Source organism: Streptomyces hokutonensis (genome assembly GCF_042751305.1).
Classification (GTDB): domain Bacteria; phylum Actinomycetota; class Actinomycetes; order Streptomycetales; family Streptomycetaceae; genus Streptomyces; species Streptomyces hokutonensis_A.
Genome location: NZ_JBHYWD010000015.1, coordinates 203193 through 225467 on the forward strand (window position 1 = coordinate 203193; position 22275 = coordinate 225467).

A 22275-nucleotide genomic window follows, 5' to 3' on the forward strand; every position below is an offset into this window, starting at 1 on the left:
GTCGAACGGGCCACTCATTGTGACAACGGCCGCTGCCCCGCACAGGCTGAAAACGCGCCGCCCACGTACCCGAACTCCGCCCACACCACCTTCCCCAAGTCCCGTTCCCCCACGCCCCACTTGTCGGCGAGGGCGGCGACGAGCAGCAGCCCGCGCCCGCCCTCGTCGCCATCGCCGGCCTCGTCGACGTGCGGTACGCCGCCCCCGCTGTCGTGGACCTCGACCCGCACCGCGTGACCGTCGTAGCGCAGGAACACCCGGAACTGGCGTCCAGGCGGCACCCCGTGCACCAGCGCGTTGGTCGCCAACTCGCTGACGCACAGCAGCACATCGCCGCCGCGCTCGGCCTCCGCGAGTCCGCACTCGGCGAGGAACGCGTGCGCGAAGTGCCTGGCGGCGGGCACGGACCGGCGTTCGCGCCGGAAGAACTTCTCACTCGGGTTCACGGGACAAGAGTTGCTGAGCGTCACTACTGTTGACAGGGCGTGAGGTCTGGATCCGTTTTTGTACGGGCGGAGTACGGGTGCGCGCGGGGTCCGTAACGGGTGGATGTGGGGAGCACCACAGCATGAACTCCAAGAAGAACCGCTCGACGATGCGGCTACTGGGCTCACAGGTCAAAGCGGCCCGCATGGCCGCCGGACTGACGCAACGTCAACTCGCGGAACGCGCCATGGTCGACGAGGAGACCATCGCGTCGATCGAGCAGGGCAGGCGGCGGCTGATGCTGTCGCTCGCCAAGACGTTGGATCTGATCCTCGACACGAAGGGGACGTTGGCGGCGGGCGTCGACAACCTCCCCGACATCGACCAATTCCCGCTCTACGCCGAGGAATACATGCTGCACGAGCGCGAGGCCATCGCTCTGTCCTGGTACGACAACGCCGTCATCCCCGGTCTGCTCCAGACCGCCGAGTACGCCCGCGCGGTCCTTACGGAGCGCATTCCGGCGTACGACGAGGACGAGACCGCAGCCAAGCTCGCGGGTCGCATCGAACGGCAGGAGATTCTGCAGCGCAAAAACCCGCCGACGATGAGCTTCGTGATCTGGGAGCCGGTGCTGCATCTCGGCATCGGGACACCGGAAGCCCGTCGCGAGCAACTCCGCTTCCTGCGCGAGTGTGCCGAACTCCCGGGCCTCTCACTCCAGATCCTGCCGATGAACGCCTCCTCACATGCGGGGCTCGCAGGCCCCTTCACCCTCCTGGAAACACCGGACCACCAACACCTGGCCTACACCGAAGGCCAGCGCGGCAGCCAGTGGGTTTCCGACCTGGATGAGGTGTCCATCCTCGCGCGCAAATATGCGATGCTGCGGTCACAGGCCCTGTCACCCCTAGAGTCCAGGAGCCTGCTCGACCGTCTGCTAGGAGATCAATGAGCACCGCACTTCAGTGGTTCAAGTCGAGCTACAGCAGCGACGAGGGCGGCCAGTGCCTCGAAGTCGCCTACGCCTGGCGCAAGTCCAGCTACAGCAGCAGCGAGGGCGGCCAGTGCGTCGAGGTCGCCACCTGCCCCCACACCATCCACATCCGCGACTCCAAGAACCCCGAAGACAGCGGCCCCACCCTCACCGTCTCCCCCACCGCCTGGACCGCGTTCACGGCCAACTCGGCAGCCCGCTAGCCGATCGCGCGAAGCGTGCGGTGGCGGAGGCGCTCCACCGCCTGGGCCGTCGCCTCGTCGGCGGGCAGGAGGACGACCAGTTCCTGCGCGTCCGTGCGCGGCAGCTCCAACCGCTCGCGCTGCCAACGCAGTTCGTGCCCGGTGCGGAGCGGGACCTGTGGTGGAGGCAGGTGGCGGTTGAGGCGTCGGGTGAACTCCTGCCCGGCCAGCGGAGCGAGTTCCGCCGTGAACCACTCCGAGGTCTCCAGGGACGGGCCGAGCCACAGGTCGAAGGCCTGCTCGTCGGCCACCTGGTCCCAGTCGGGGAAGAAAGTCCGGGCGCGCGGATCGGTGAACACATAGCGCGTCAGGTTCGGTTCACGGGTCTCCAGCAGCCCGCTGCCACGCATCACCAGCTCGAACCCCGTGGTGTGCGCGAGCACGTCGCCGAGGCGGTTGGTGATGAACGCGGGCGCGGGCTCAAGGAGTTGGAGGGTCGCCAGCACAGTCGGGCGAACCTCGCGGCTGGGCGGCGCGGGCCGCCGGTGCGTGGGGCAGGCTCCGCCGGTGATCTTGGTGAGGTAGCGGAGGTGCTCGCGTTCCGCCGCGTCCAGGCTGAGGGCGTCGGCGATGGCGTTGACCACGGCGGGGGACGGATTGCGGTCCCGGCCCTGCTCGATACGGGTGAGGTACTCGACGCTGATCCCGGCGCGGGCGGCCAGGTCAGAACGTCGTAGGCCCGGTGAGCGTCGGCGGCCCCGCTCGGGGATCCCGAACGACTCGGGCTGGATGCTGTCGCGCTTGGCTCGGACGAAGTCCCCCAGTGGCGTGCCCATAAGTCAAAGGTTAGTGGCGGGGCCGGTTCGCCCGGCCGCCTCAGCGTGGCCCTGCGGGGGCCAGCCTGCGCCCGGTCTGGTTGCCGCGCCGGACGCGGTGGACCGTGGATCACATGAGCGAGAACGAGAAGCAGACAAACCACAAGCTGGTCATCGTCGTCGGAAGCGTGCGGGAAGGGCGGTTCGGGCCGGTCGTCGCCTCCTGGGTCGCCGAACAGGCGCGTGTGCACGGCGGGTTCGACGTCGAGGTCGTCGACCTGGCCGACGTGGAGATCCCGTTGTCGTTGCCCGCGGAGTCACCGAAGTACGCGGGCGACTCCTACCCGCGGCCCGAAGCAATGGCGCCCCTGACGGCCAGCCTGGCGGGAGCGGAGGCGTTCGTCCTGGTCACGCCCGAGTACAACCACAGCTACCCCGCCGCCCTGAAGGCCGCCATCGACTGGCACTTCACCCAGTGGACGGCGAAGCCCGTCGCCTTCGTCAGCTACGGCGGCGCGGCCGGCGGCCGTCATGCCGTCCTCCACCTGGAGAACGTCCTCACCGAACTGCACGCGGTGACCATCCGCGACGGCCTTGCCTTCCCGAACTACTTCACCGCGTGGGAGGACGGGCAGCCCCTGGACCCCGCGGCGCCCGGCTACGCCAAGACCCTGCTGGACCAACTCGCCTGGTGGGCCGCCGCCTTGAGCGCGGCACGCGAGGCGAGCCCGTACCCGGCCTGACCGGAGTCCGGCTGTCAGTGGTCGCCTCTAAAGTCTCTGACATGGCGACTCTTCCCAATCCGCTGCCGAAGCTGGCGGCCGACCCGAGCGGCAGCTCGCTCGGGCTTGAGCTCCCTCCCGGGAGACTGTTCGACGTGACTGCCGAAGGCCCGTCGGACGAACCGTTGTTGTGGTGCGCGGACGATCCGGCGAAGCCCGGTGACTACGACGCGCTGCGGTCCGCGCGCACCGCCGGGCTCCTCCCGCTGCTCATGGACGTGAGCGGCGACCAAGGCGGGCCGGAGGAATGGGAGTTGAGCCCCGACGAGATGTCGTATCCCGGGGACCACGACGCCGACGAGGTGCTGGAGGATTTCTGGGAGGAGTACACGGACGAGGGCGACGAGTGGCCCGGTCTCGCCGAACCGCTCACCCTGGTCGCCGATCCCGACGAGCGGGCGGCCGAGGTCGCCGACTCGCTGACGGGTGGCGGGCCGGGGTTCAAGGCACCGCACCTCGCCCTGGTGCCGGCCCGGCGCAGCGCGGACATCCCGGCGGCGATCGGCTGGATGGGCCCCGCCAATCAGGAGAACGACACGGCTCGCCTCTGCGCGGTCCTCCGTTCCTGGGAGGACCGCTTCGGCATACGGGTCGTGGCCCTCGGCTTCGACCGGCTGACCGTGTCCGTGGCGGCCCCGCCCGCCGATCTCGACGAGGCCGAGGAAGTGGCCGCCGAGCACTTCGCCTTCTGCCCGGACGACATCGGCGACCTGGAGACGTACGCCCAGAAGCTGATCGGCCAGCCCACTTGGTCCTTCTGGTGGGACTGACCCGGGCCTGAGCCGTCGCCGCACTCCGGTGGTGGGGCCCGGCGGCCCGGGTTACGTTCGGGAGGCCCGTCCCCTGTGTCGCCCACCGGAGGCTGTGATGAGCGGAAGTGACCCGGCCCGGCCACAGGACCTGGCCGGTCAGACCGTCGTCGTGATCGGGGCGAGCTCGGGGATCGGGCTCGAGACCGCACGCCAGGTCCGCGCCGCCGGTGGCCAGGTGGTCATGGCCGCACGGGATCCACAGCGGCTGGAGCGCGCCGCTGCGGAGGTCGGGCCGCTGAGCACCGCGATCCTCGACGCCTTCGACGCGGACCAGCTCCGGGAGTTCTTCAGTGACCTGCCCGCCCCGGTCGACCACGTCCTCTCGACCGTCGGCGGCCCCTTGTACGGGCCCCTGGCCGACCTGGACCTGCCGGAGACCGGCCGGTACTTCGGCGAGCGCCTGGCCATGGTGCTCGGGATCGCCAAGTACGGCCGGGAAAGGGTCCGCGCCGGGGGCACGCTGCTGTTCATCGGCGGTACGGGCGGTCGCCGCCCCGCCGTCGGCATGTCCGTCATCGCCGCGATGACCGCCGCCCTCCCCGCCCTCACCGCGAACCTGGCCCTCGAACTCGCCCCGGTCCGCGTCAACGTCATCGCCCCCGGCTTCGTCGACACCCCGCTCTCGGCCGCGCTCCTGGGCGACCGGCTCGACGCCCGCCGCGAAGAACTCCGCGCCTCGCTCCCCATCCGCCGGGTGGTCGGCCCGGCGGACGTCGCCGCTCTCGCCGTACACATCATGCGCAACGAGGCCCTGACGGGCACGACCTACGACATCGACGGCGGGCAACAGCTGCTGCCCCAATGACCGTTGCTCGTCGTCCGTTCAGGTCAGCAGCTTCATGCCCTCCGGCGCCTCGATGTCGAACTCCTCCTCCAGCACCCGCCGTACGTCCCCCTCATCCGCCAACTCCCGCTTACGCACTTCCCCGTCGGCCCGCGTCTCGGTCAACAGGCTTCCGTGGAGCAGGAGATGGCGCTCGGCAGTCACCCTCTGAACGAACAGACGCTGGGTGAAGGGGGAGCGCGGGTTCGTCGCGATGTGCCAGTTGATGACCTCGAAGTCGACGTGCTCGAAGGGCTCCTGGGTGAAGGCGTACTGCGGCTGCCAGGAGCCGCCGGCGCCGTAGGCCTCCAGCATCCACATCTCCAGCGGGCCGAGATGCGGCACCCGGACGAACCGGTGTCGGCGCCCCGCGTCCTCGAACTCCCCGCCGAGCACCAGCGGCACCGGTTCCAGCAGCGCGCCGATCGCCCCGAACCCGACGTCGGCCAGATAGGGCTGCGGGTCACCCGGCACTTCGACCCGGAGCGTCATATGGGTGCGCGGGCGGCTCTCGATCCGGTCCGTGCCCACGACCACCCGCGCCGTCAGCAGGGTCACCCCGAAGCCGAGCGCCCGGAGCGCGGTGGCGAGCAGCGTGTTCTGTTCGTAGCAGTAGCCACCGCGCCGGCTGCGCACCAACTTGGCCATCAGATCGGGCAGTTCGAGGGAGGGAGCGGTACGGCGGAGCGCGTCGAGGTTCTCGAAGGGGATGCCCCGCATGTGCGCGAGGTGCACCCCCTTCAGCGTCGCCGTGTCGGGCCGCCGCTCCCCCGCCCACCCGAGGTGTTCGAGGTATTCGTCGAGGTCGAAGCCATCACTGTCGGACATGCGACCAGCCTAGGCAACACAAGGGATCCCCCGGCTCACTGCTGCGTGGCCGGCTCCAGCGCCTCCACCGCCGCAGCCGCCGCCGAGGAGTCGGGGCCGTAGAAGATGTCGATGTCGACCTCCTCGCCGCCCATCGTGAGGGTGTCCCAGGCGCCGCTGAGGACGAGCATGCGCAGGGTGCGGTCCTCCAGGGTGCCGAGGCGTTCGAGGATCGCCTCGTCGTCCGGCATGCCGGGCAGGCGGGGGGCGAGGCGGTCGCGGATCGCCGCCATGCGTGCCAGCAGCGTGGCCGTGTCCGCCTCGCGGTCGGGTTCCTCGGTGATGCCGTCGATGCCGTGGTCGATGATGTCCTTGATGGCCCAGGTGACGCCCTGGTCGTCGGTGGTGACCATGGCCTTCCAGGCGCGGCTCTTGTGCCGGTACTGGAGCATCGACATGGCGGCCTCGTGCCGCAGGAAGTCGGCGTCGCGGAAGGGCCGGCCGTTCCAGGCGCTGTTGAGGGAGCGGGCCAGTGAAATCGCGGACGCCAGGCCGCTGTTGAGGCCGCGGCCGGGCCAGAAGTGGATGGAGTTGGCCGCGTCGCCGAGCAGGAAGCCGTAGGTGCCGGGGGTGTTGACGGTCGGGGGCAGCAACTCGGCGGAGAAGCGCGGGCGTTGCACCATGTCGAGGCGGAAGCTGGTGACCGCGGACAGGTCCTGGGACTTGACGTCGAAGAGCCGCAGCCCTTCGTGCACCCGCTTCCACAGGGGCGAGCCCTTGATGAGGGCGGGGAGGAACAGCGTGCCGTGGGTGGCGCACTGGAAGTCGCCGTGCTCGTCGCGGTTCATCAGACACGGGCGGGAGGCGATGCACTCCTCGAAGACCCGGCGGACCGGGTCGATGCCGATGACCTCCGTCAGCTCGGAGTCGGTGAGCCGCATGTTGAGGAAGCCCTCGCCGCGCAACGAGTTGAGCAGGAACCGGTTCTGAGCGACCGTCAGCAGGATCGCCATGGGGTCGGGGAGTTCCGACTTGACGCGCAGGCCGAGAACGACGTCCCGCAGATGGACGCCGTCGAGGGAGTAGATCGACTCGTCGGCCTTGCCGAACCGGCCCGCGAAGTGCTCCCGGGTGCGCGACCGGCCGCCGTCGCAGATCGCCAGCACATGCTGCGAGGCGAGTTCGTCCCGCTGTTCCGCCGCGTCGAACTTGGCGGGGATCAGCCGGATGCGGTCCCGCTTCTCGTTCGCCAGCTCCAGCAACTGGTCCTCGATGTAGGCGATCCGCATGTTGCGCGGATGGTGGTCGCCGATCGAGTCCGGGCCCGACGGCCACATCTCGGTGAAGTTCTCGGGGTCGAAGAGCCGGTCCTGCACGTACTGCGGCCAGGCGAGGTACTGCCGGCTCTGCACGGTCACCACCTGCTGGCGCCGTACGTTGCCCTCGTCCGCGCCCTTCCAGACGACGGTACGGCCCTGCCTGCGCCACCGGCCCTCGTAGACCGTGATCCTGACCTGGGCGCCGAGGAAGTGCTCCAGGAGCAGGGCCGTGGTCAGCCCGACCGGGCCGCCGCCGACGACGGTGACCCGCAGCACCGAGCCGTCGCTCTCCTCAGGGTGGGTCACCGAGCGGGGCAGGTTGAGCGCCATGAGGGTCTGCATGGCGTCCGCGACCTCGAAGCGGAACTCCTGGTCGCCGATGGTGATTTCATCGCCTGCCTGGAGCAGCCTGGACTCGATCTCCTCGCCGTTGACCTGCGTGCCGTTGCTGCTGCCGCAGTCGCTCAGGACGTAGCCCTGGTCCTGGTCGAAGACGATCTCCGCGTGGAAGCGGGAGACACTGGGGCTGGCGATGACGACCGTGTTCCCCGCGTTGCGTCCGAAGGTGACGCGGGTGTCGACGATCGGGATGCGCTCTCCCGCGAGCAGGCCTTCGCGTCCGACGAGCACCGGTGCCATGGCACTTCCTTCCAGGGTGATGACATCAGCAGCGCTGTGACACATCGACTCTATGCTTGCTTGATCAAGTATTCCAGAGGCCAACTCGACCCGTTACCAAGGGGATTCAGGCCCCGGCCCTCAATCCCTCCCCCAGCCTCCTGAGCCCCTCCCGGATCTCCCCCGGCGTCTGCGTCACGAAGCACAGCCGCATCGTCGACCGCTCGGGCTCCCCGGCGTAGAAGGGCGCGCCCGGCACATAGGCCACGTCCTGCCGCACCACCCGCGCCAGCAGCTCCGTCGTGTCGTACGACTCCGGAAGCCGCGCCCACAGGAACATGCCGCCCTCGGGCCGCTCCCAACTCGACCCCTCGGGGAGTGAGTCGGCAAGCCCGCCGAGCATGGCGTCCCGCCGCTCCCGGTACACGGCGGCCACCCGTGCCACATGCGCGTCGAGGTCGTTGTCCGCCAAGTACCGTGCCGCCGCGAGCTGGTTGAGGGTCGGCGTGTGCAGGTCGGCGGCCTGCTTGGCGACAACACAGGCCCGCAGCAGGTCGATTGGCGCCCGCAGCCACCCGAGCCGCAGCCCCGGGGCCATCACCTTGGAGAAGGAGCCGAGCAGCACCGTACGGTCCGCCGCCCCCTCGTGGGCCGCGATCCACGGCAACCGCGCGCCCTCGAAGCGGAGTTCGCCGTAGGGGTCGTCCTCCACGATCCACAGCCCGCGCCGCGCGGCGACGGCGGCGACCGCGCCCCGGCGGGCGGCGGGCAGAGTGCGGCCGGTGGGATTCTGGAAGGTCGGCACGGTGTAGAGCAGCTTGGGCCGTTCGCGGACGACGAGTTCGTCCAGCACCTCGGGATCGAGCCCCTCTGCGTCCCCCGGCACGGCGACGATCCGCGCGCCGGCGAACGCGAAGACCTGAAGTGCCGCCAGATAACAGGGACTTTCGACCAGGACGACGTCCCCCGGCTCCAGCAGCGCGGTCGCCAGCAGCGAGAGCGCCTGCTGCGAACCGGTGGTGACGAGCAGGTCGTCGGCGTCGGTGGGCAGCCCGCGGACGGAGATCCGCTCGGCGAGCGCGGCCCGCAGCACCGGCTCGCCCTCGGTCGTCGCGTACTGCAACGCCCGCGCGGGCGTCCCGTCGAACACCGCCTGGTAGGCCGCGGCGATACCGGTGGCGTCGAAGAGTTCGGGGGCCGGGAGCCCGCCCGCGAAGTTGATCACCTCGGGGCGGGCGGTGACGGCGAGGATGTCCCGCACCGGCGAACCGCCGATCGCACGGGCCCGGGCGGCGAGCGGCGGGAGCGGGGCAAGGGGCACGGGGACTGACTCGGTGATGGCCATGCCCGGCAGCCTAGGAAGATACCTGGCGCCTACAAACAGGTTTCCGCGATCCGGTCGCCTTCGGGTTTTCGGCCCGGCGCGATCAGGCCTTCGTGCCGGTCGCCCCGTACACGTTGATGTCGTCGTCCGTCACATCGTTGATGTCCCGGTAGGTGATCTTCTCGATGTCGTCGAGGGTGTCGAAGTACGCCGGGTCCACGGCCGGCGGCGCGGGCGCCGGGCCGGGGTGCCACTGGTGGGCGGGGATCACACCGGGCTCGTCCAGGGTCAGCCCCGGGGTCTCGGTGAAGAATCGCTCGACCTCAGCCTTCGTACGGAAGACGAAGGTGAACCCCCGCTCCGTGTACGTCCGTTGCACCGCGCGGGTCGGGATCGGGTGCATCTCGTCGGTGAGGTGGCTGAGCACGACATGACTGCCGGACGGCAGCACGTCCACCAGATCGCGCACCAGCGGATACGCCTCCTCGTCCTCGACGAAGTGCAGGACCGCCACCAGCAGCAGCGCGATCGGCTCGTTGAAGTCGAGGGTCTTGGCGGCCTGTTCGAGGATGTCGTCCGGGCGGCGCAGGTCGGCGTCGATGTAGTCGGTGCGACCCTCGTCCGTGCTGGTGAGCAGCGCGCGGGCGTGCGCCAGGACCACGGGGTCGTTGTCGACGTACACGATCCGCGACTCGGGGGCGATGCCCTGGGCGATCTGGTGCACGTTCTCCGCGGTGGGCAGCCCGGTGCCGATGTCGAGGAACTGGCGGACCCCGTGCTCCTGCGTCAGCCGGGTCACCGCGCGGCGCATGAAGTCCCGGTTGTGCCGGACGTCGAGATAGCCGCGCGGGTTGGCGGCGAGCGCGGCGGCGGCCGCCTGGCGGTCGACGGGGTAGTTGTCCTTGCCGCCGAGGAAGACGTCGTAGACGCGGGCCGGGTGCGCCTTGGTGGTGTCGATCCTCCTTCTCAGCTCGGCGGGATCTTGGCTGAGGGCGTCGCCGGGCATGCGTGTCTCCCAGAAGAGTGGGTCATTCGAACGTCAACCGGTGCAGTGGTCAACAACCTAACTCCCGGCGGGACTTGATGGTGCCCAAGTGGGAGGAAGGGCCCCGGCATCCTCCCGGCGTCCCGTACCGCGCCCGGACGGGACGACATCCCCGCAGGTCAGCGAGGGCGGGACGGTCCGGGCGTCCCGAATCCCGCGCCGGCCGCAGCGCGCGGGCCCGACCGCCCGAGCTGCAACCCGTACCGCATCGCATCGCTCCGGCGGGGGGACCCATGCCCGTCCGCACGATCCGCGTCCGCCTCCTGGCCGTCTCCGCGACGGCGGCCGTACTCGCCGCGCTGCTGCTCACGGGCTGCGCGGACGGCATGGGCGTACGCGACGAGGGCCCGTCGGGCACGACTCCCGCACCGACCGCGACCGCTCGCTGACCAACAGGTCAGGCGTGCGCCGGAATCCGCTTGGGACACGGACCGAACCGGTTCTCGCCCGGCTCGCTCTCCGTCAGCAGGAAGATCAGCATCACGACGGTCCCGACGAACGGCACGAGCCCGACGAGGGCCCACCACCCCGAGTGGTCCGTGTCGTGCAGCCGCCGCACGGTCACGGAGAGGCCCGGCAGCAGAAGCATCACGCTGAACACGAACGCGGCGACGACGAGCGCCGGCGACCACCCCGAGGCGCCGAATCCGACCAGCACGACATAGCCGACGTTGACGACCGCCACGAACGTCCAGTACTCCAGGCGCCGCGCCCGCCCGCCGAAGTCGGCGTACTTCCGCATCGCCTCAACGAACCAGTGCACAGCTGCCCCCTGCCCGGCCGCCGGATCCCGCATTCTCAGTCGCGCAGCTTAAGGGCTGCCTCGACCGCCCAGTAGGTCAGGATGTTCCGCGCCCCGGCCCGCTTGATCCCGGTCAGCGTCTCGAAGATCGCCCGGTCCCGGTCCAGCCAGCCCTTCTCGGCGGCGGCCTCGACCATCGAGTACTCGCCGGAGATCTGGTAGGCGGCGACCGGCACGTCCACCGCCTCGGCGACCTTCGCGAGGATGTCGAGATAGGGCCCGGCCGGCTTCACCATCACCATGTCGGCGCCCTCTTCGAGATCGAGCGCCAACTCCCGCAGGGATTCCCGGGCGTTGGCCGGGTCCTGCTGGTACGTCTTGCGGTCCCCCTTGAGCGAGGACCCGACAGCCTCGCGGAACGGCCCGTAGAACGCGGACGAGTACTTGGCCGTATAGGCGAGGATCGCGACGTCCTCCCGCCCGATCTGGTCGAGCGCGTCCCGGACGACCCCGATCTGCCCGTCCATCATCCCGCTCGGCCCGACCACATGAGCCCCGGCGTCGGCCTGCACCTGAGCCATCTCGGCATACCGCTCAAGGGTGGCGTCATTGTCGACGCGCCCCTGATCATCAAGCACGCCACAGTGCCCATGGTCGGTGGTCTCGTCCAGACACAGGTCGGACATGACGAGCAGCTCGTCCCCCACCTCGGCCCGCACGTCCCGCAGCGCGACCTGGAGAATCCCGTCCGGATCCGTCCCCGGCGTCCCGAACGCGTCCTTCTTGCTCTCCTCCGGCACCCCGAACAGCATGATCCCGGAGATCCCGGCGGCCACGGCCTCGGCGGCGGCCTTCTTCAGACTGTCCCGCGTGTGCTGCACGACCCCGGGCATGGCCGCGATCGGCACCGGCTCACCGATGCCCTCCCGCACGAACGCCGGGAGGATGAAGTCGGCCGGGTGCAACCGGGTCTCGGCCACCATCCGCCGCATGACGGGGGTGGTCCGCAGCCGCCGGGGGCGCGAGCCGGGGAAGGATCCGTACGTCGTCATGCCATCTACGCTACGCCCGCCCCACGGGTGCCTTTGCCGACGGTCAGTCGGCCCGCGGGGTGTCTCACGACGAGGAGTGCCGCCAGGCCAGCACGGTCGGCCGGGCGCCCCTGGAATCGGCGAACTGGTAGGGGTCGTAGACGACGTACAACGTGTCGTCGTAGCCCCTGGGCACGCCGAGCCCGACCGCGTCGGCCGCGAAGACGGTCGCCTTGGTGGGCTGTCGGACGTCGTTCAGGGCGTAGCCGCTGATCGACCAGGTCACCAGGCGGTTCCTGGTGATCCAGTCGACGGTGTAGAAGCCGTTGATCGTCCTGCCGACCTCGACCGGAGCGGTCCTCGCGCCGATCGTGAGGACCTTGATCCTGGTGTTCTCGTCGGCGGAGCGCGGGTAGTAGGCGATGCGCCCGCCCCGGACGGCGAACCCGCCGCCGCCGGTGAACGTCGCCACCTTCGCGGCGACCGCCGTCCGCTGCCGCAGGGCCACGCGGTAGGTGGTACGGGTACTCGTCCCGCCGTCCCGCGACAGCTTGCCCTCGGTGAGGTACAAGGTGCCGCCGTCCGCGTCGAGTTGACCGAAGCCGGTGCGGGTCAGGACTCGTACGGCCTTGCCCCCGCCCGGTGTCCAGCGGAAGACGCCCGCCTTGGCGCCGGTCACGGCCTCCTCCCACACGAAGGAGCCGCCGTCGGCCAGCGGATGCGGCACCTGGCTCTGGCGGCCGGCGTGCGCCGACTCGGCGAGCAGCACCGGCCTGGACGAGGTGAGGGGCTGGCCGTACAGCCGCCAGCGGTAGCAGTCCGCGGCCTGCGAGTCCGCGTCCCCGCAGTCGGAGCCGTCGAGTTGGCGGCTCTCCACGCGCAGCAGCCAGCCGGATCCGAGGGTGACCGTGTTGGCCGTCCAGCCGGAATCGACCTGCCGGTAGCGCCGGGCCGTGCCGGTGGCGGGGTCCACGACCCAGGTCTGGGAACCCCGGCCGTCGGACGCCGAGTCGGTGGGCGGGACGGCGAGGAAGGCCAGGTTCCGCCCGGAACGGACCACGCCCGAGCCGTCGATGTTCCAGCCCCTGGGCATACCGAGGGTGCCGTCGGGCGCGAGCTTCGCCAGGGCGCGCGGCACCGGGGAGACCGGCTTCAGGCGGAGGGGGGTCAGTGCGGCCTGTGAGGCCGAAGTCCGGTCCGCCGCCGCCGAGTTGCCGTCGCATCCGGTGGCCAGCAGTGCCGCCGCGCAGAGCAGCGGCACCAGCAGCCGGGAACGCCGGAGCACTACCACACCAGCTCGTTGTCGGCCTTGCTGTCACTGCCGTACTTGGCGTTCATCGCGGCGTAGACGTACTTCCGGTTGACCACGTGGCGACCGTACAGGACGTCCGCGTCGGCCGGGTCGAAGTACTTGATGGAGACGCCGTCGCTGCCGTAGCCGTAGAGGCTGATGAAGTGCAGGCCGTGGTAGCCGTTGCTGGTCCAGATCGGCAGGGAGTGGCCCTGGACCAGCGGGATCACCGGCGCCTTCAGGCTCCCGATGTCGGTCTTGACACGGGCGAAGAGGTACTTCGCGCTGGCCGTGCCCTTGTCGTCGTAGTAGAAGTTGCGGCTCTCGTAGGTGTTCAGGGTGGTGTAGATCTTCGAGGCGGCCGTGCCGCCGACGGTCGTCCTCATGGAGGTGGCCAGCGCGCCCTGGGTCTTGGTGACGCCGAAGGCGGTGAGTGTGGCGCGGCCCGCGGCCGGGCCGCACCAGTACGAGCGCTGCTGCATCTGCGTGGTGATCGTGAGCGTCTTGTACGTGACGGCGGCGGTCGCCCCGCTGTCGTCCGTCGTGGTGGCGTCGTCGTCGTCCGGCAGCGTGGCCAGCGCGGCGATCACCCGCAAGGACTTGGCGGTCGCGGCGGCCTTGCCCTCGGTGTCCGCGGCGGCCTCGTCGGCGTCGTCGGTGATCGCGCCGGAGAGGGCGTCCGAGGTGGCCATCTCCGTCGACGAGCGGTCGGTGTCGTCGGGCCCGTCGGCGTCGTCGGCGGCGAGCGCCGGGCCCGCGACGAGACCGGCGGTGAGCACGCCGACGGCCAGCGCGCAGGCGAGAGCGGGACGATGGCGTCTGTGCATGGTGTGGTTCCCCCTTGAGGAAGCGCCGTGACGGCGCTTCGACAGCCCTGGCGATCAGGTCGAAGCGCCAGTCAACCGGTCGGGAACTCACGGCACATCGGCTCCCCAGCCAGTTACCAACAGGTAACTACCCTAGGAAACCGCCGACTTGGGCCAGCACCACCGCGCAGGCGATCTCCACCCGGCTGGTCGCCTCCAAGTGCCGCAGCACGTCGGCGACATGCGCCCGCGCCGTGCGCGGACTGATGAACAACCGGACCGCGATCTCCGGATCGCTCAACCCGCCCGCCACCAGCTCGGCCACCTCCCGCTGGCGCGGACTGAGCCGGATCAGCCGGCGCGCTCTCGCCCGATGCCCCGCGACGATCCCGTCGAGCGGCAAGCCCCCGTGGCTCATGCACTCCCCCTCATCCCCATGCCGGTCAGAGCATGGACATGACGTGAAGATAGCCGGGGAAGCTCCGGCGGGCTCAGATATTTAGGGCACGCAAAGAGGCCCGGGCACGCGAAGAGCGCGGCGGCCCCCAAGGACCACCGCGCTCACCGCGATGCCTGAACCGACTCCGGCCGTCAGGTCGTCCGCCGCCGCCGAGCCCCCGGCCGACGCTCACTCGGCCGAGTAACGGGATCCCCCGCCTCCTCCGCCGCCGCGCGCCTCCGCAGCCCGAAGTTCGCCAACGCCTCGGCCAGCTTGTGCACGGACGGCTCCGGCGCCATCACGTCCACCCGCAGCCCGTGCTCCTCGGCCGTCTTCGCCGTGGCGGGACCGATGCACGCGATCACGGTCACGTTGTGCGGCTTCCCGGCGATACCGACCAGGTTCCGCACGGTGGACGACGACGTGAAGAGAACGGCGTCGAAGCCACCCCCCTTGATCGCCTCCCGCGTGTCCGCCGGCGGCGGCGAGGCCCGCACGGTCCGGTAGGCCGTGACGTCGTCGACCTCCCAGCCCAGCTCGATCAGCCCGGCGACAAGCGTCTCGGTGGCGATGTCGGCACGCGGCAGGAACACCCGGTCGATCGGGTCGAAGACGGGGTCGTACGGCGGCCAGTCCTCAAGCAGACCGGCGGCCGACTGCTCACCGCTGGGCACCAGGTCCGGCTTCACACCGAACGCGATCAGCGCCTTGGCGGTCTGCTCGCCCACCGCGGCGACCTTGATGCCCGCGAAGGCACGCGCGTCGAGCCCGTACTCCTCGAACTTCTCACTCACGGCCTTCACCGCGTTGACCGACGTGAAGGCGATCCACTCGTAGCGGCCCGTCACCAGGCCCTTGACCGCGCGCTCCATCTGCTGGGGCGTGCGCGGCGGTTCGACGGCGATCGTCGGCACCTCGTGCGGGACGGCGCCGTAGGACCGGAGTTGGTCGGAGAGCGAGGCCGCCTGCTCCTTCGTGCGCGGGACGAGGACCTTCCAGCCGAACAGCGGCTTGGACTCGAACCACGACAACTGGTCGCGCTGGGCGGCCGCGGAACGCTCACCGACCACGGCTATCACCGGCCGGCCACCGTCCGGGGACGGCAGCACCTTCGCCTGCTTCAGCGTCTGCGCGATCGTGCCGAGCGTCGCGGACCAGGTCCGCTGACGAGTGGTCGTACCAGCCACTGTGACCGTCATCGGAGTGTCCGGCTTGCGGCCGGCCGCCACCAGTTCGCCGGCGGCCGAGGCCACCGAGTCCAGCGACGTCGACACGACCACCGTGCCGTCCGACGCGCCGACCTCGGTCCAGCAGCGGTCCGAGGCGGTACGGGCGTCCACGAACCGGACGTCCGCGCCCTGCGCGTCCCGCAGCGGGACACCGGCGTACGCGGGCACGCCGACGGCCGCGGCGACACCGGGCACGACCTCGAAGGGAACACCGGCGGCGACACAGGCGAGCATTTCCTCGGCGGCGTACGTATCTAGTCCGGGATCCCCGGACACCGCACGCACGACCCGCCTGCCGCCCCGCGCGGCCTCCATGACAAGATGTGCCGCATCCCGCACAGCGGGTAGGCCAACGGTTGTTGACACGCCGTCAACAACCGTTAGTTGAGGCGTGCCCGTGCCCGGGAACGAGTCCGAAGAAGGACCCGGATCCGGATGCACGACGGCAACGCCAGGTCGGGCGTGCGCACGTACGACGTCGAGCACCTCGTGCTCGGCGACGAGTACGTCCGCGTTCGCCAGCGCCTCGACGGCGCGCAGTGTGAGCAGTCCCGGATCTCCGGGTCCGGCACCCAGGAAGGTGACGTGCCCGTGTTCCGGACCGGCGGCGGGAAGAGTGGTGGGGCTCACTTGGCTTGCTCCCCCATCAGACCGGCCGCGCCCTGGGCGAGCATCTCGGCGGCGAGTTCGCGACCGAGCGTCAGTGCTTGGTCATGCGTCTCGGGCACGGGACCGGTGGTGGACAGCTGCACCGTACGCGAACCGTCGGTCGTGCCGACTATTCCGCGCAGGCGCATTTCCTTGACAATCTGCCCGTCGGCCAGAAGGTCGGCCAGCGCGCCCACAGGGGCGGAGCAGCCGGCCTCCAGGGCGGCGAGCAGGGACCTTTCGGCAGTCACGGCGACCCGCGTGAACGGGTCGTCGAGCTCGCCGAGTGCCGCGATCAGGTCCGCGTTGTCCGCGGCGCACTCGATCGCCAGGGCCCCCTGGCCGGGGGCGGGCAGAACCGTGTCGACCGACAGGAAGTCGGTCACTTCGTCGAGCCGGCCGATCCTGCTCAGTCCGGCGGCGGCCAGGACGACGGCGTCCAGCTCACCGTCCCGCACGAAGCCGATCCGGGTGTCGACGTTGCCCCGGATCGGGACCGTCTCGATGTCCAGGCCGTGGCCGCGCGCGTACGCGTTCAGCTGGGCCGTACGACGCGGGGAGCCCGTACCGATGCGCGCCCCGCGGGGCAGGTCGGTGAACTTCCGGGCGTCGCGCGCGACCAGCACGTCCCGCGGGTCCTCGCGCTCGGGTACGGCGGCGAGCACCAGGCCCTCGGGCTGCGTGGTCGGCAGGTCCTTCAGCGAATGAACCGCGAAGTCGACCTCACCGCCGAGCAGCGCGTCCCGCAGCGCGGTCACGAAGACTCCCGTGCCGCCGATCTGCGCGAGGTGCTCGCGGGAGGTGTCGCCGTAGGTGGTGATCTCGACGAGCTCGACGGGCCGTCCGGTCACCTGGCTCACGGCGTCCGCCACCAGCCCGGACTGGGCCAGGGCGAGTCTGCTTCGCCTCGTCCCCAGTCTCAGTGTCTTGCTACTCATGCGAGCCCTCGGTTCTTGCTGTTCTTCTCAGAGTCTTCTTCGGCCCGCGAGACGGAGGCCACCGTCTCCTGGTCGAGGTCGAACAGGGTGCGCAGCGCGTCCGCGTACCCGGCACCGCCGGGCTCGGCCGCGAGCTGCTTGACCCGTACCGTCGGCGCGTGCAGCAGCTTGTCCACAACACGTCGTACCGTCTGCGTGATCTCGGCGCGGTGCTTGTCGTCGAGGCCGGGCAGCCGTCCGTCGAGCCGGGCGATCTCGTTCGCCACGACATCGGCGGCCATGGCGCGCAGGGCGACCACGGTCGGCGTGATGTGCGCGGCCCGCAGAGCTGCCCCGAAGGCCGCGACCTCGTCGGAGACGATACGCCGGACCGCGTCCACATCGGCCGCCATCGGAGCGTCCGCCGAGGCCTCGGCGAGCGACTCGATGTCCACCAGCCGCACCCCGGCCACCCGGTGCACGGCCGCGTCGACATCCCGCGGCATCGCGAGGTCGAGCAGCGACAACACCGGCGCCGGGCGCGGGATCCGTACCACGGGCTCGGGCCTGCGCCGCTCGGGGATCCGGCCGACGGTCACGGCCATGGTGGCGAGCTCGGCGATGAGCTCCGCCTCCGCCTCGGGCGTACGACGGCTGCTCTCGCGCCGGTCGACACCGGCCCCGGCGACCCAGGCCGCGTGCTGCTCCAGCGTCGCCGCGTCCATCCCGGCCACGGCCGCCTCCCCCATCACGGAGAAGCCGGTCGCACCCTGCACCGCGGAAAGGTCCAGCGGACAGCCGTCCTCGGCCCCGACGGACGTCGGCGGAAGCGTTTCGCGTACGTCGTCCTTGACATCCGTACGACCGGCCGTGGCGTCCTGCGGCACCCGGCCCTCGACCGCTCCCGCGATCGTGTCGGCCGTCAGGACCAGGCCCGTCGCGCCCGTGCAGGACACGGTGACATCGGCACGTGTCAGCTCGAACGGCACCGATTCCATCGGTACCGCGCGGGCCGACACGTCCGTTTCGGGGCTCTCGGTGATGATCTGGGCGAGCCGCTCGGCGCGGTCGGAGGTGCGGTTGGCGACGACGATCTCGGCGACCCCGGCACGCGCGAGGGTCGCGGCGGCCAGCGACGACATGGAGCCCGCGCCGATCACCAGCGCGCGTTTCCCCTTGGCCCAGGCCTCGACCGGCGCCCCGGAGGAGAGCTGCTGAAGGCCGAAGGTGACCAGGGACTGGCCCGCGCGGTCGATGCCGGTCTCGGAGTGGGCGCGCTTGCCGACGCGGAGGGCCTGCTGGAACAAGTCGTTCAACAGCCGCCCGGCGGAGTGCAGTTCCTGCGCCTTGGCCAGCGAGTCCTTGATCTGGCCGAGGATCTGGCCCTCGCCGACCACCATCGAGTCGAGGCCGCAGGCCACCGAGAAGAGGTGGTGGACGGCCCGGTCCTCGTAGTGCACGTAGAGATAAGGAGTGAGCTCGTCCAGGCCGACCCCGCTGTGCTGGGCGAGCAGCGTGGACAGTTCGGCGACGCCCGCGTGGAACTTGTCCACGTCGGCGTAGAGCTCGATGCGGTTGCAGGTGGCCAACAGCGCGGCCTCGGTGGCCGGTTCGGCGGCGACCGTGTCCTGGAGGAGCTTGAACTGGGCGTCCGTGTTCAGCGTCGCCCGCTCCAGGACGCTGACCGGGGCGCTGCGGTGGCTCAGCCCGACGACGAGGAGACTCATGCCGGCATCACGGCGGGGACGTCCCCGTCAGGGCCCTGCTCGGCGGAGTCGCCGCGGTGCGCGGCGGCCGGGTGCGCGGCCTCGGCGGCGGCTTCCTCACCGGCCTTGCGCTGCTCGTGGAAGGCGAGGATCTGCAGCTCGATGGAGAGGTCGACCTTGCGGACGTCGACGCCGTCCGGGACGGTCAGCACGGTCGGCGCGAAGTTCAGGATGGACGTCACACCGGCGGCCACAAGGCGGTCGCAGACCGGCTGGGCGGCACCGGCGGGGGTCGCGATGACGCCGATCGAGACGCCGTTGTCGCTGATGATCTTTTCCAGCTCGTCCGAGTGCTGCACCGGGATGCCCGCGACGGGCTTGCCGGCCATCGCCGGGTCGGCGTCGATGAGGGCGGCGACACGGAAGCCGCGCGAGGCGAACCCGCCGTAGTTGGCGAGGGCGGCGCCGAGGTTTCCGATGCCGACGATCACGACCGGCCAGTCCTGGGTCAGGCCCAGTTCGCGGGAGATCTGGTAGACGAGGTACTCGACGTCGTAGCCCACACCACGGGTGCCGTAGGAGCCGAGGTAGGAGAAGTCCTTGCGCAGCTTCGCGGAGTTGACGCCCGCGGCGGCGGCCAGCTCCTCGGAGGAGACCGTGGGTACCGAGCGCTCCGACAGTCCGGTCAGCGCGCGGAGGTACAACGGGAGACGGGCGACGGTGGCCTCGGGAATCCCTCGGCTACGGGTCGCCGGTCGGTGAGTTCGGCCAGTTGCCACGGTGCTCCTGCGGGTAGAGCGGGGCTGTGGGCGGTCACACGAACCCAGACCGCCCCGTCGGAAGCAGGCTATGTCTTTGTGAACGCGTGCACAAAGATGGTGTCCGATTTGCCCACCCAACGTGACCGGGGTCACGCACACGCGTTCCCGACGCATTCCAGGGGGCAAAACCGCCACACTCCTCGTAATTCCCGCCCCCGAGACCAAACCGCCGTCGATCCTAAGCGACGTTCGGGTGCGCGTTGAACTACTTGGTCAGTTCCCGGCGCAGGCGGCCCTCGTCCACCCGCCAGAAAGTGTGCTGTTTCCCATCCACCAGGACGACCGGGATCTGCTCCCAGTACTCGTCGTGCAGACGCTGGTCCACCGTGATGTCCTTCTGTTCCCAGGCGACCCCGAGGTCGGCGCAGACCTTCTCCACGACGAGCTGCGCGTCCTCGCACAGATGACAGCCGGGCTTCCCGATAAGGGTGACGACATGACTCATGCACCCCATTCTCACGCCGTCGGGCCACTTCTTTAACGGCCCGGTCGCGGAGAGTTCACAGCCTCCGTACCTCTCGGCTCCGGAACCACCGAACAAACTGGCTATGCTCACGACATGGCCGCTCTCGGATGGCTCACTCCCCGTAGGCGCTCCGCCACGGCGCGGAGCGTGTTGGCAGGCGAGGCCTCTGCGGAGGCAGCGCGCAAGTCGTCGCAGGATGTCCAGGACATAGAGGACGCCCTCGCCGAAGAGGCACCCCAGGAACCGGAGTTCCCGGTGCTCGGTGACGACAGAGCAGCCGCCTTCTTCGACCTCGACAACACCGTCATGCAGGGCGCGTCGATCTTCCACTTCGGCCGCGGCCTGCACAAACGGAAGTTCTTCGAGACCCGCGACCTCCTCAAGTTCGCCTGGCAGCAGGCCTGGTTCAGGCTCGCCGGCTCCGAGGACCCCGAGCACATGCAGGACGCGCGCGACTCCGCGCTGTCCATCGTCAAGGGCCACCGCGTCGCCGAACTCCAGTCGATCGGCGAGGAGATCTACGACGAGTACATGGCCGAGCGCATCTGGCCCGGCACCCGCGCCCTCGCCGAGGCGCACCTCGCCGCGGGCCAGAAGGTGTGGCTCGTCACAGCGGCCCCGGTGGAGATCGCCAATGTGATCGCCCGCCGCCTCGGCCTCACCGGCGCGCTCGGCACGGTCGCGGAGTCCGTCGACGGCGTCTACACCGGCAAACTGGTCGGCGAACCGCTGCACGGCCCCGCGAAGGCGGAGGCGGTCAAGGCGCTGGCCGCGGCGGAGGGCCTGGACCTCTCCCGGTGCGCCGCGTACAGCGACTCGCACAACGACATCCCGATGCTCTCGCTGGTCGGGCACCCCTACGCCATCAACCCGGACGCCAAGCTGCGCAAGCACGCCCGGCAGTTGGACTGGCGGTTGCGCGACTACCGCACGGCCCGCAGGGCGGCCAAGGTCGGCATCCCGGCGGCGGCCGGTGTGGGCGCGGTGGCGGGCGGCACGGCCGCGGCGATCGCATTGCATCGCCGACGCCGGTGACGCGGTAAACACAGCCAATCCACGTGTCGTACCCGCGTAACCCGCTGTCCAGTCACGTTGGCTGCACACGGCCACAACACGCCCTGCTCCCTGACTGAATTCGGACTGTTCTGATCAACAACCGTTCACTCTGCGGTACTTGATCGAGCGTCAATCGGTTACAGAAGCGACGTAATCGATGATTTGAGCAACTGGGTGTAGCAGCGCCTGTACGAAGCGTTATTCTCCTCAGACGCAATCCGGCACCTCTCTGTCGCTACGACGGGTGAACGTTCCGGTACTGCACGTGATGGAAGCTCTGCCTCTGGGAGTCCCGTGTACCCACACGTCGGGGTTGACGCCTCGGGCCTGGCTACGCTGCGCGCAACGGTCCAGGACCTGTTGCGCGGCTTCGTCCCCACCGCGTACGCCGTCCCCGCCGCCTTCGCCACCACCGCACCCGTCGGTCCGTGCTATGCACTGGCCGACGGCGGCGCGGCCGTTGGCAGACGAGGGCGCTCGGCCGGCGCCGCCACCGCACGCCGTCCGGCCGCTGACAGCGACAGCGCCCGGATGATGGACCTCGTGGAGCGTGCCCAGGCCGGCGAAGCCGACGCCTTCGGCCGCCTCTACGACCAGTACAGCGACACTGTGTACCGGTACATCTACTACCGAGTGGGAGGCAAAGCCACCGCCGAGGACCTCACCAGCGAGACCTTTCTGCGCGCCCTGCGCCGCATCGGCACCTTCACCTGGCAGGGGCGCGACTTCGGCGCCTGGCTGGTGACCATCGCCCGCAACCTCGTCGCGGACCACTTCAAGTCGAGCCGCTTCCGGCTGGAAGTGACCACCGGCGAGATGCTCGACGCCAACGAGGTCGCGCGCTCCCCCGAGGACTCCGTCCTGGAGTCCCTGTCGAACGCCGCCCTCCTCGACGCCGTACGACGGCTCAACCCCCAGCAGCAGGAGTGCGTCACGCTCCGCTTCCTCCAGGGCCTCTCCGTCGCGGAGACCGCCCGCGTGATGGGCAAGAACGAGGGCGCGATCAAGACCCTCCAGTACCGGGCCGTGCGCACTCTCGCCCGGCTCCTCCCGGACGACGCCCGCTGACGGCACACGCTCGGTAACGCCCAACTCGCGCTCAGTGAAAGTCCGTTGAGTTCGCGGTCGGATCATCCGCCGTCCGTAACCCAAGTGCCGCGCCACTCGTTGTGC

Annotated in this window: 24 protein-coding genes; 8 read left to right on the plus strand and 16 right to left on the minus strand. The window is 70.2% G+C overall.

Annotated elements, in window-relative coordinates; genetic code table 11:
* Nucleotides 1-14: 14 nt before the first annotated feature.
* Entirely contained in the window at nucleotides 15-446 is a 432-nt protein-coding gene (locus tag ACFXC1_RS33940) for an ATP-binding protein (protein WP_381250118.1), read from the minus strand.
* A gap of 122 nt (nucleotides 447-568) precedes the next feature.
* Between ACFXC1_RS33940 and ACFXC1_RS33945 the strand changes: the two genes are divergently transcribed.
* Both ACFXC1_RS33945 and ACFXC1_RS33950 read left to right on the plus strand, forming a co-directional pair.
* The gene (locus ACFXC1_RS33945; RefSeq protein ID WP_381250121.1) at nucleotides 569-1381 is read left to right on the plus strand and encodes a helix-turn-helix domain-containing protein; all 813 of its coding nucleotides are present in this window, start codon (nucleotides 569-571) and stop codon (nucleotides 1379-1381) included.
* Complete coding sequence (locus tag ACFXC1_RS33950; RefSeq protein WP_381250124.1) at nucleotides 1378-1626, plus strand: DUF397 domain-containing protein; 249 nt, start codon at nucleotides 1378-1380, stop codon at nucleotides 1624-1626. Before ACFXC1_RS33945 ends, ACFXC1_RS33950 begins: the two co-directional genes overlap by 4 nt.
* Here the strand turns inward: ACFXC1_RS33950 and ACFXC1_RS33955 are convergent.
* Nucleotides 1623-2441: a helix-turn-helix domain-containing protein gene (locus tag ACFXC1_RS33955; RefSeq protein ID WP_381250127.1), complete on the minus strand. Its 819-nt coding sequence runs from the start codon at nucleotides 2439-2441 to the stop codon at nucleotides 1623-1625. The two genes, ACFXC1_RS33950 and ACFXC1_RS33955, sit on opposite strands and share 4 nt — an antisense overlap.
* Before the next feature lie 113 nt (nucleotides 2442-2554).
* Here ACFXC1_RS33955 and ACFXC1_RS33960 point away from each other — a divergent pair, with 113 nt between their 5' ends.
* The 3 genes from ACFXC1_RS33960 (at nucleotide 2555) to ACFXC1_RS33970 (ending at nucleotide 4819) form a co-directional block, all read left to right on the plus strand.
* Nucleotides 2555-3163 carry an NADPH-dependent FMN reductase gene (locus tag ACFXC1_RS33960; protein WP_381250130.1) on the plus strand — a complete coding sequence of 203 codons (609 nt, stop codon included), beginning with the start codon at nucleotides 2555-2557 and terminating at the stop codon, nucleotides 3161-3163.
* Between the two features lie 41 nt (nucleotides 3164-3204).
* On the plus strand, nucleotides 3205-3972 hold the full coding sequence (locus ACFXC1_RS33965; RefSeq protein ID WP_381250132.1) for a DUF4253 domain-containing protein: 768 nt from the start codon (nucleotides 3205-3207) through the stop codon (nucleotides 3970-3972).
* A 97-nt stretch (nucleotides 3973-4069) separates the two neighbouring features.
* On the plus strand, nucleotides 4070-4819 hold the full coding sequence (locus ACFXC1_RS33970) for an SDR family oxidoreductase (protein WP_381250135.1): 750 nt from the start codon (nucleotides 4070-4072) through the stop codon (nucleotides 4817-4819).
* Between the two features lie 18 nt (nucleotides 4820-4837).
* Here the strand turns inward: ACFXC1_RS33970 and ACFXC1_RS33975 are convergent, their stop codons facing one another.
* From ACFXC1_RS33975 to ACFXC1_RS33990, 4 genes are all read right to left on the minus strand, one after another.
* Nucleotides 4838-5665, minus strand: a complete 828-nt coding sequence (locus ACFXC1_RS33975; protein WP_381250138.1) for an arylamine N-acetyltransferase family protein — start codon at nucleotides 5663-5665, stop codon at nucleotides 4838-4840.
* A 35-nt stretch (nucleotides 5666-5700) separates the two neighbouring features.
* Nucleotides 5701-7602, minus strand: a complete 1902-nt coding sequence (locus tag ACFXC1_RS33980; protein ID WP_381250141.1) for an FHA domain-containing protein — start codon at nucleotides 7600-7602, stop codon at nucleotides 5701-5703.
* Between the two features lie 106 nt (nucleotides 7603-7708).
* A complete protein-coding gene (locus ACFXC1_RS33985; protein WP_381250144.1) occupies nucleotides 7709-8926 on the minus strand; it encodes an aminotransferase-like domain-containing protein in 1218 nt (405 codons plus the stop codon).
* An 82-nt stretch (nucleotides 8927-9008) separates the two neighbouring features.
* Nucleotides 9009-9911: an SAM-dependent methyltransferase gene (locus ACFXC1_RS33990; RefSeq protein WP_381250146.1), complete on the minus strand. Its 903-nt coding sequence runs from the start codon at nucleotides 9909-9911 to the stop codon at nucleotides 9009-9011.
* Nucleotides 9912-10183: 272 nt separating this feature from the next.
* Here ACFXC1_RS33990 and ACFXC1_RS33995 point away from each other — a divergent pair, with 272 nt between their 5' ends.
* Complete coding sequence (locus ACFXC1_RS33995; protein WP_381250149.1) at nucleotides 10184-10339, plus strand: hypothetical protein; 156 nt, start codon at nucleotides 10184-10186, stop codon at nucleotides 10337-10339.
* An 8-nt stretch (nucleotides 10340-10347) separates the two neighbouring features.
* On the opposite strand, the gene ACFXC1_RS34000 is transcribed toward ACFXC1_RS33995, so the two are convergent.
* The 10 genes from ACFXC1_RS34000 to ACFXC1_RS34045 form a co-directional block, all read right to left on the minus strand.
* Nucleotides 10348-10713, minus strand: coding sequence for a DUF805 domain-containing protein (locus ACFXC1_RS34000; RefSeq protein WP_381250152.1), 366 nt, complete (start codon nucleotides 10711-10713; stop codon nucleotides 10348-10350).
* 35 nt (nucleotides 10714-10748) lie between these two features.
* Nucleotides 10749-11744 (minus strand): porphobilinogen synthase, encoded by a 996-nt coding sequence (gene hemB, locus ACFXC1_RS34005; protein WP_381250154.1) that lies wholly within the window; start codon nucleotides 11742-11744, stop codon nucleotides 10749-10751.
* 64 nt (nucleotides 11745-11808) lie between these two features.
* Nucleotides 11809-13008: a hypothetical protein gene (locus tag ACFXC1_RS34010; RefSeq protein WP_381250157.1), complete on the minus strand. Its 1200-nt coding sequence runs from the start codon at nucleotides 13006-13008 to the stop codon at nucleotides 11809-11811.
* On the minus strand, nucleotides 13008-13841 hold the full coding sequence (locus ACFXC1_RS34015; protein ID WP_381250160.1) for a C39 family peptidase: 834 nt from the start codon (nucleotides 13839-13841) through the stop codon (nucleotides 13008-13010). The genes ACFXC1_RS34010 and ACFXC1_RS34015 overlap by 1 nt, the downstream gene beginning before the upstream one ends.
* Nucleotides 13842-13968: 127 nt before the next feature.
* Entirely contained in the window at nucleotides 13969-14238 is a 270-nt protein-coding gene (locus ACFXC1_RS34020) for a helix-turn-helix domain-containing protein (protein WP_381250163.1), read from the minus strand.
* Between the two features lie 173 nt (nucleotides 14239-14411).
* Entirely contained in the window at nucleotides 14412-16118 is a 1707-nt protein-coding gene (locus ACFXC1_RS34025; protein ID WP_359609112.1) for a bifunctional uroporphyrinogen-III C-methyltransferase/uroporphyrinogen-III synthase, read from the minus strand.
* Complete coding sequence (gene hemC / locus ACFXC1_RS34030) at nucleotides 16115-17074, minus strand: hydroxymethylbilane synthase (protein WP_381250166.1); 960 nt, start codon at nucleotides 17072-17074, stop codon at nucleotides 16115-16117. The genes ACFXC1_RS34025 and hemC overlap by 4 nt, the downstream gene beginning before the upstream one ends.
* Nucleotides 17071-18780 (minus strand): glutamyl-tRNA reductase, encoded by a 1710-nt coding sequence (locus tag ACFXC1_RS34035; protein ID WP_381250169.1) that lies wholly within the window; start codon nucleotides 18778-18780, stop codon nucleotides 17071-17073. The genes hemC and ACFXC1_RS34035 overlap by 4 nt, the downstream gene beginning before the upstream one ends.
* Complete coding sequence (locus ACFXC1_RS34040) at nucleotides 18777-19538, minus strand: redox-sensing transcriptional repressor Rex (RefSeq protein ID WP_381250171.1); 762 nt, start codon at nucleotides 19536-19538, stop codon at nucleotides 18777-18779. Before ACFXC1_RS34040 ends, ACFXC1_RS34035 begins: the two co-directional genes overlap by 4 nt.
* Nucleotides 19539-19785: 247 nt before the next feature.
* Nucleotides 19786-20025, minus strand: coding sequence for a glutaredoxin family protein (locus ACFXC1_RS34045; protein WP_381250173.1), 240 nt, complete (start codon nucleotides 20023-20025; stop codon nucleotides 19786-19788).
* A 114-nt stretch (nucleotides 20026-20139) separates the two neighbouring features.
* On the opposite strand from ACFXC1_RS34045, the gene ACFXC1_RS34050 reads away from it, so the two are divergent.
* Nucleotides 20140-21081, plus strand: coding sequence for an HAD family hydrolase (locus ACFXC1_RS34050; RefSeq protein ID WP_381250176.1), 942 nt, complete (start codon nucleotides 20140-20142; stop codon nucleotides 21079-21081).
* A 315-nt stretch (nucleotides 21082-21396) separates the two neighbouring features.
* The gene (locus tag ACFXC1_RS34055) at nucleotides 21397-22170 is read left to right on the plus strand and encodes an ECF subfamily RNA polymerase sigma factor, BldN family (protein ID WP_019075382.1); all 774 of its coding nucleotides are present in this window, start codon (nucleotides 21397-21399) and stop codon (nucleotides 22168-22170) included.
* Nucleotides 22171-22275: the final 105 nt, after the last annotated feature.

Excerpts from the sequence above, each read along its gene's own strand:
- ACFXC1_RS33945 (WP_381250121.1), top strand. The coding sequence starts at position 569 with ATGAACTCCAAGAAGAACCGCTCGACGATGCGGCTACTGGGCTCACAG.
- ACFXC1_RS33950 (WP_381250124.1), top strand. The coding sequence starts at position 1,378 with ATGAGCACCGCACTTCAGTGGTTCAAGTCGAGCTACAGCAGCGACGAG.
- ACFXC1_RS33955 (WP_381250127.1), bottom strand. The coding sequence starts at position 2,441 with ATGGGCACGCCACTGGGGGACTTCGTCCGAGCCAAGCGCGACAGCATC.
- ACFXC1_RS33960 (WP_381250130.1), top strand. The coding sequence starts at position 2,555 with ATGAGCGAGAACGAGAAGCAGACAAACCACAAGCTGGTCATCGTCGTC.
- ACFXC1_RS33965 (WP_381250132.1), top strand. The coding sequence starts at position 3,205 with ATGGCGACTCTTCCCAATCCGCTGCCGAAGCTGGCGGCCGACCCGAGC.
- ACFXC1_RS33970 (WP_381250135.1), top strand. The coding sequence starts at position 4,070 with ATGAGCGGAAGTGACCCGGCCCGGCCACAGGACCTGGCCGGTCAGACC.
- ACFXC1_RS33975 (WP_381250138.1), bottom strand. The coding sequence starts at position 5,665 with ATGTCCGACAGTGATGGCTTCGACCTCGACGAATACCTCGAACACCTC.
- ACFXC1_RS33980 (WP_381250141.1), bottom strand. The coding sequence starts at position 7,602 with ATGGCACCGGTGCTCGTCGGACGCGAAGGCCTGCTCGCGGGAGAGCGC.
- ACFXC1_RS33985 (WP_381250144.1), bottom strand. The coding sequence starts at position 8,926 with ATGGCCATCACCGAGTCAGTCCCCGTGCCCCTTGCCCCGCTCCCGCCG.
- ACFXC1_RS33990 (WP_381250146.1), bottom strand. The coding sequence starts at position 9,911 with ATGCCCGGCGACGCCCTCAGCCAAGATCCCGCCGAGCTGAGAAGGAGG.
- ACFXC1_RS33995 (WP_381250149.1), top strand. The coding sequence starts at position 10,184 with ATGCCCGTCCGCACGATCCGCGTCCGCCTCCTGGCCGTCTCCGCGACG.
- hemB (WP_381250154.1), bottom strand. The coding sequence starts at position 11,744 with ATGACGACGTACGGATCCTTCCCCGGCTCGCGCCCCCGGCGGCTGCGG.
- ACFXC1_RS34015 (WP_381250160.1), bottom strand. The coding sequence starts at position 13,841 with ATGCACAGACGCCATCGTCCCGCTCTCGCCTGCGCGCTGGCCGTCGGC.
- ACFXC1_RS34020 (WP_381250163.1), bottom strand. The coding sequence starts at position 14,238 with ATGAGCCACGGGGGCTTGCCGCTCGACGGGATCGTCGCGGGGCATCGG.
- hemC (WP_381250166.1), bottom strand. The coding sequence starts at position 17,074 with ATGAGTAGCAAGACACTGAGACTGGGGACGAGGCGAAGCAGACTCGCC.
- ACFXC1_RS34035 (WP_381250169.1), bottom strand. The coding sequence starts at position 18,780 with ATGAGTCTCCTCGTCGTCGGGCTGAGCCACCGCAGCGCCCCGGTCAGC.
- ACFXC1_RS34045 (WP_381250173.1), bottom strand. The coding sequence starts at position 20,025 with ATGAGTCATGTCGTCACCCTTATCGGGAAGCCCGGCTGTCATCTGTGC.
- ACFXC1_RS34050 (WP_381250176.1), top strand. The coding sequence starts at position 20,140 with ATGGCCGCTCTCGGATGGCTCACTCCCCGTAGGCGCTCCGCCACGGCG.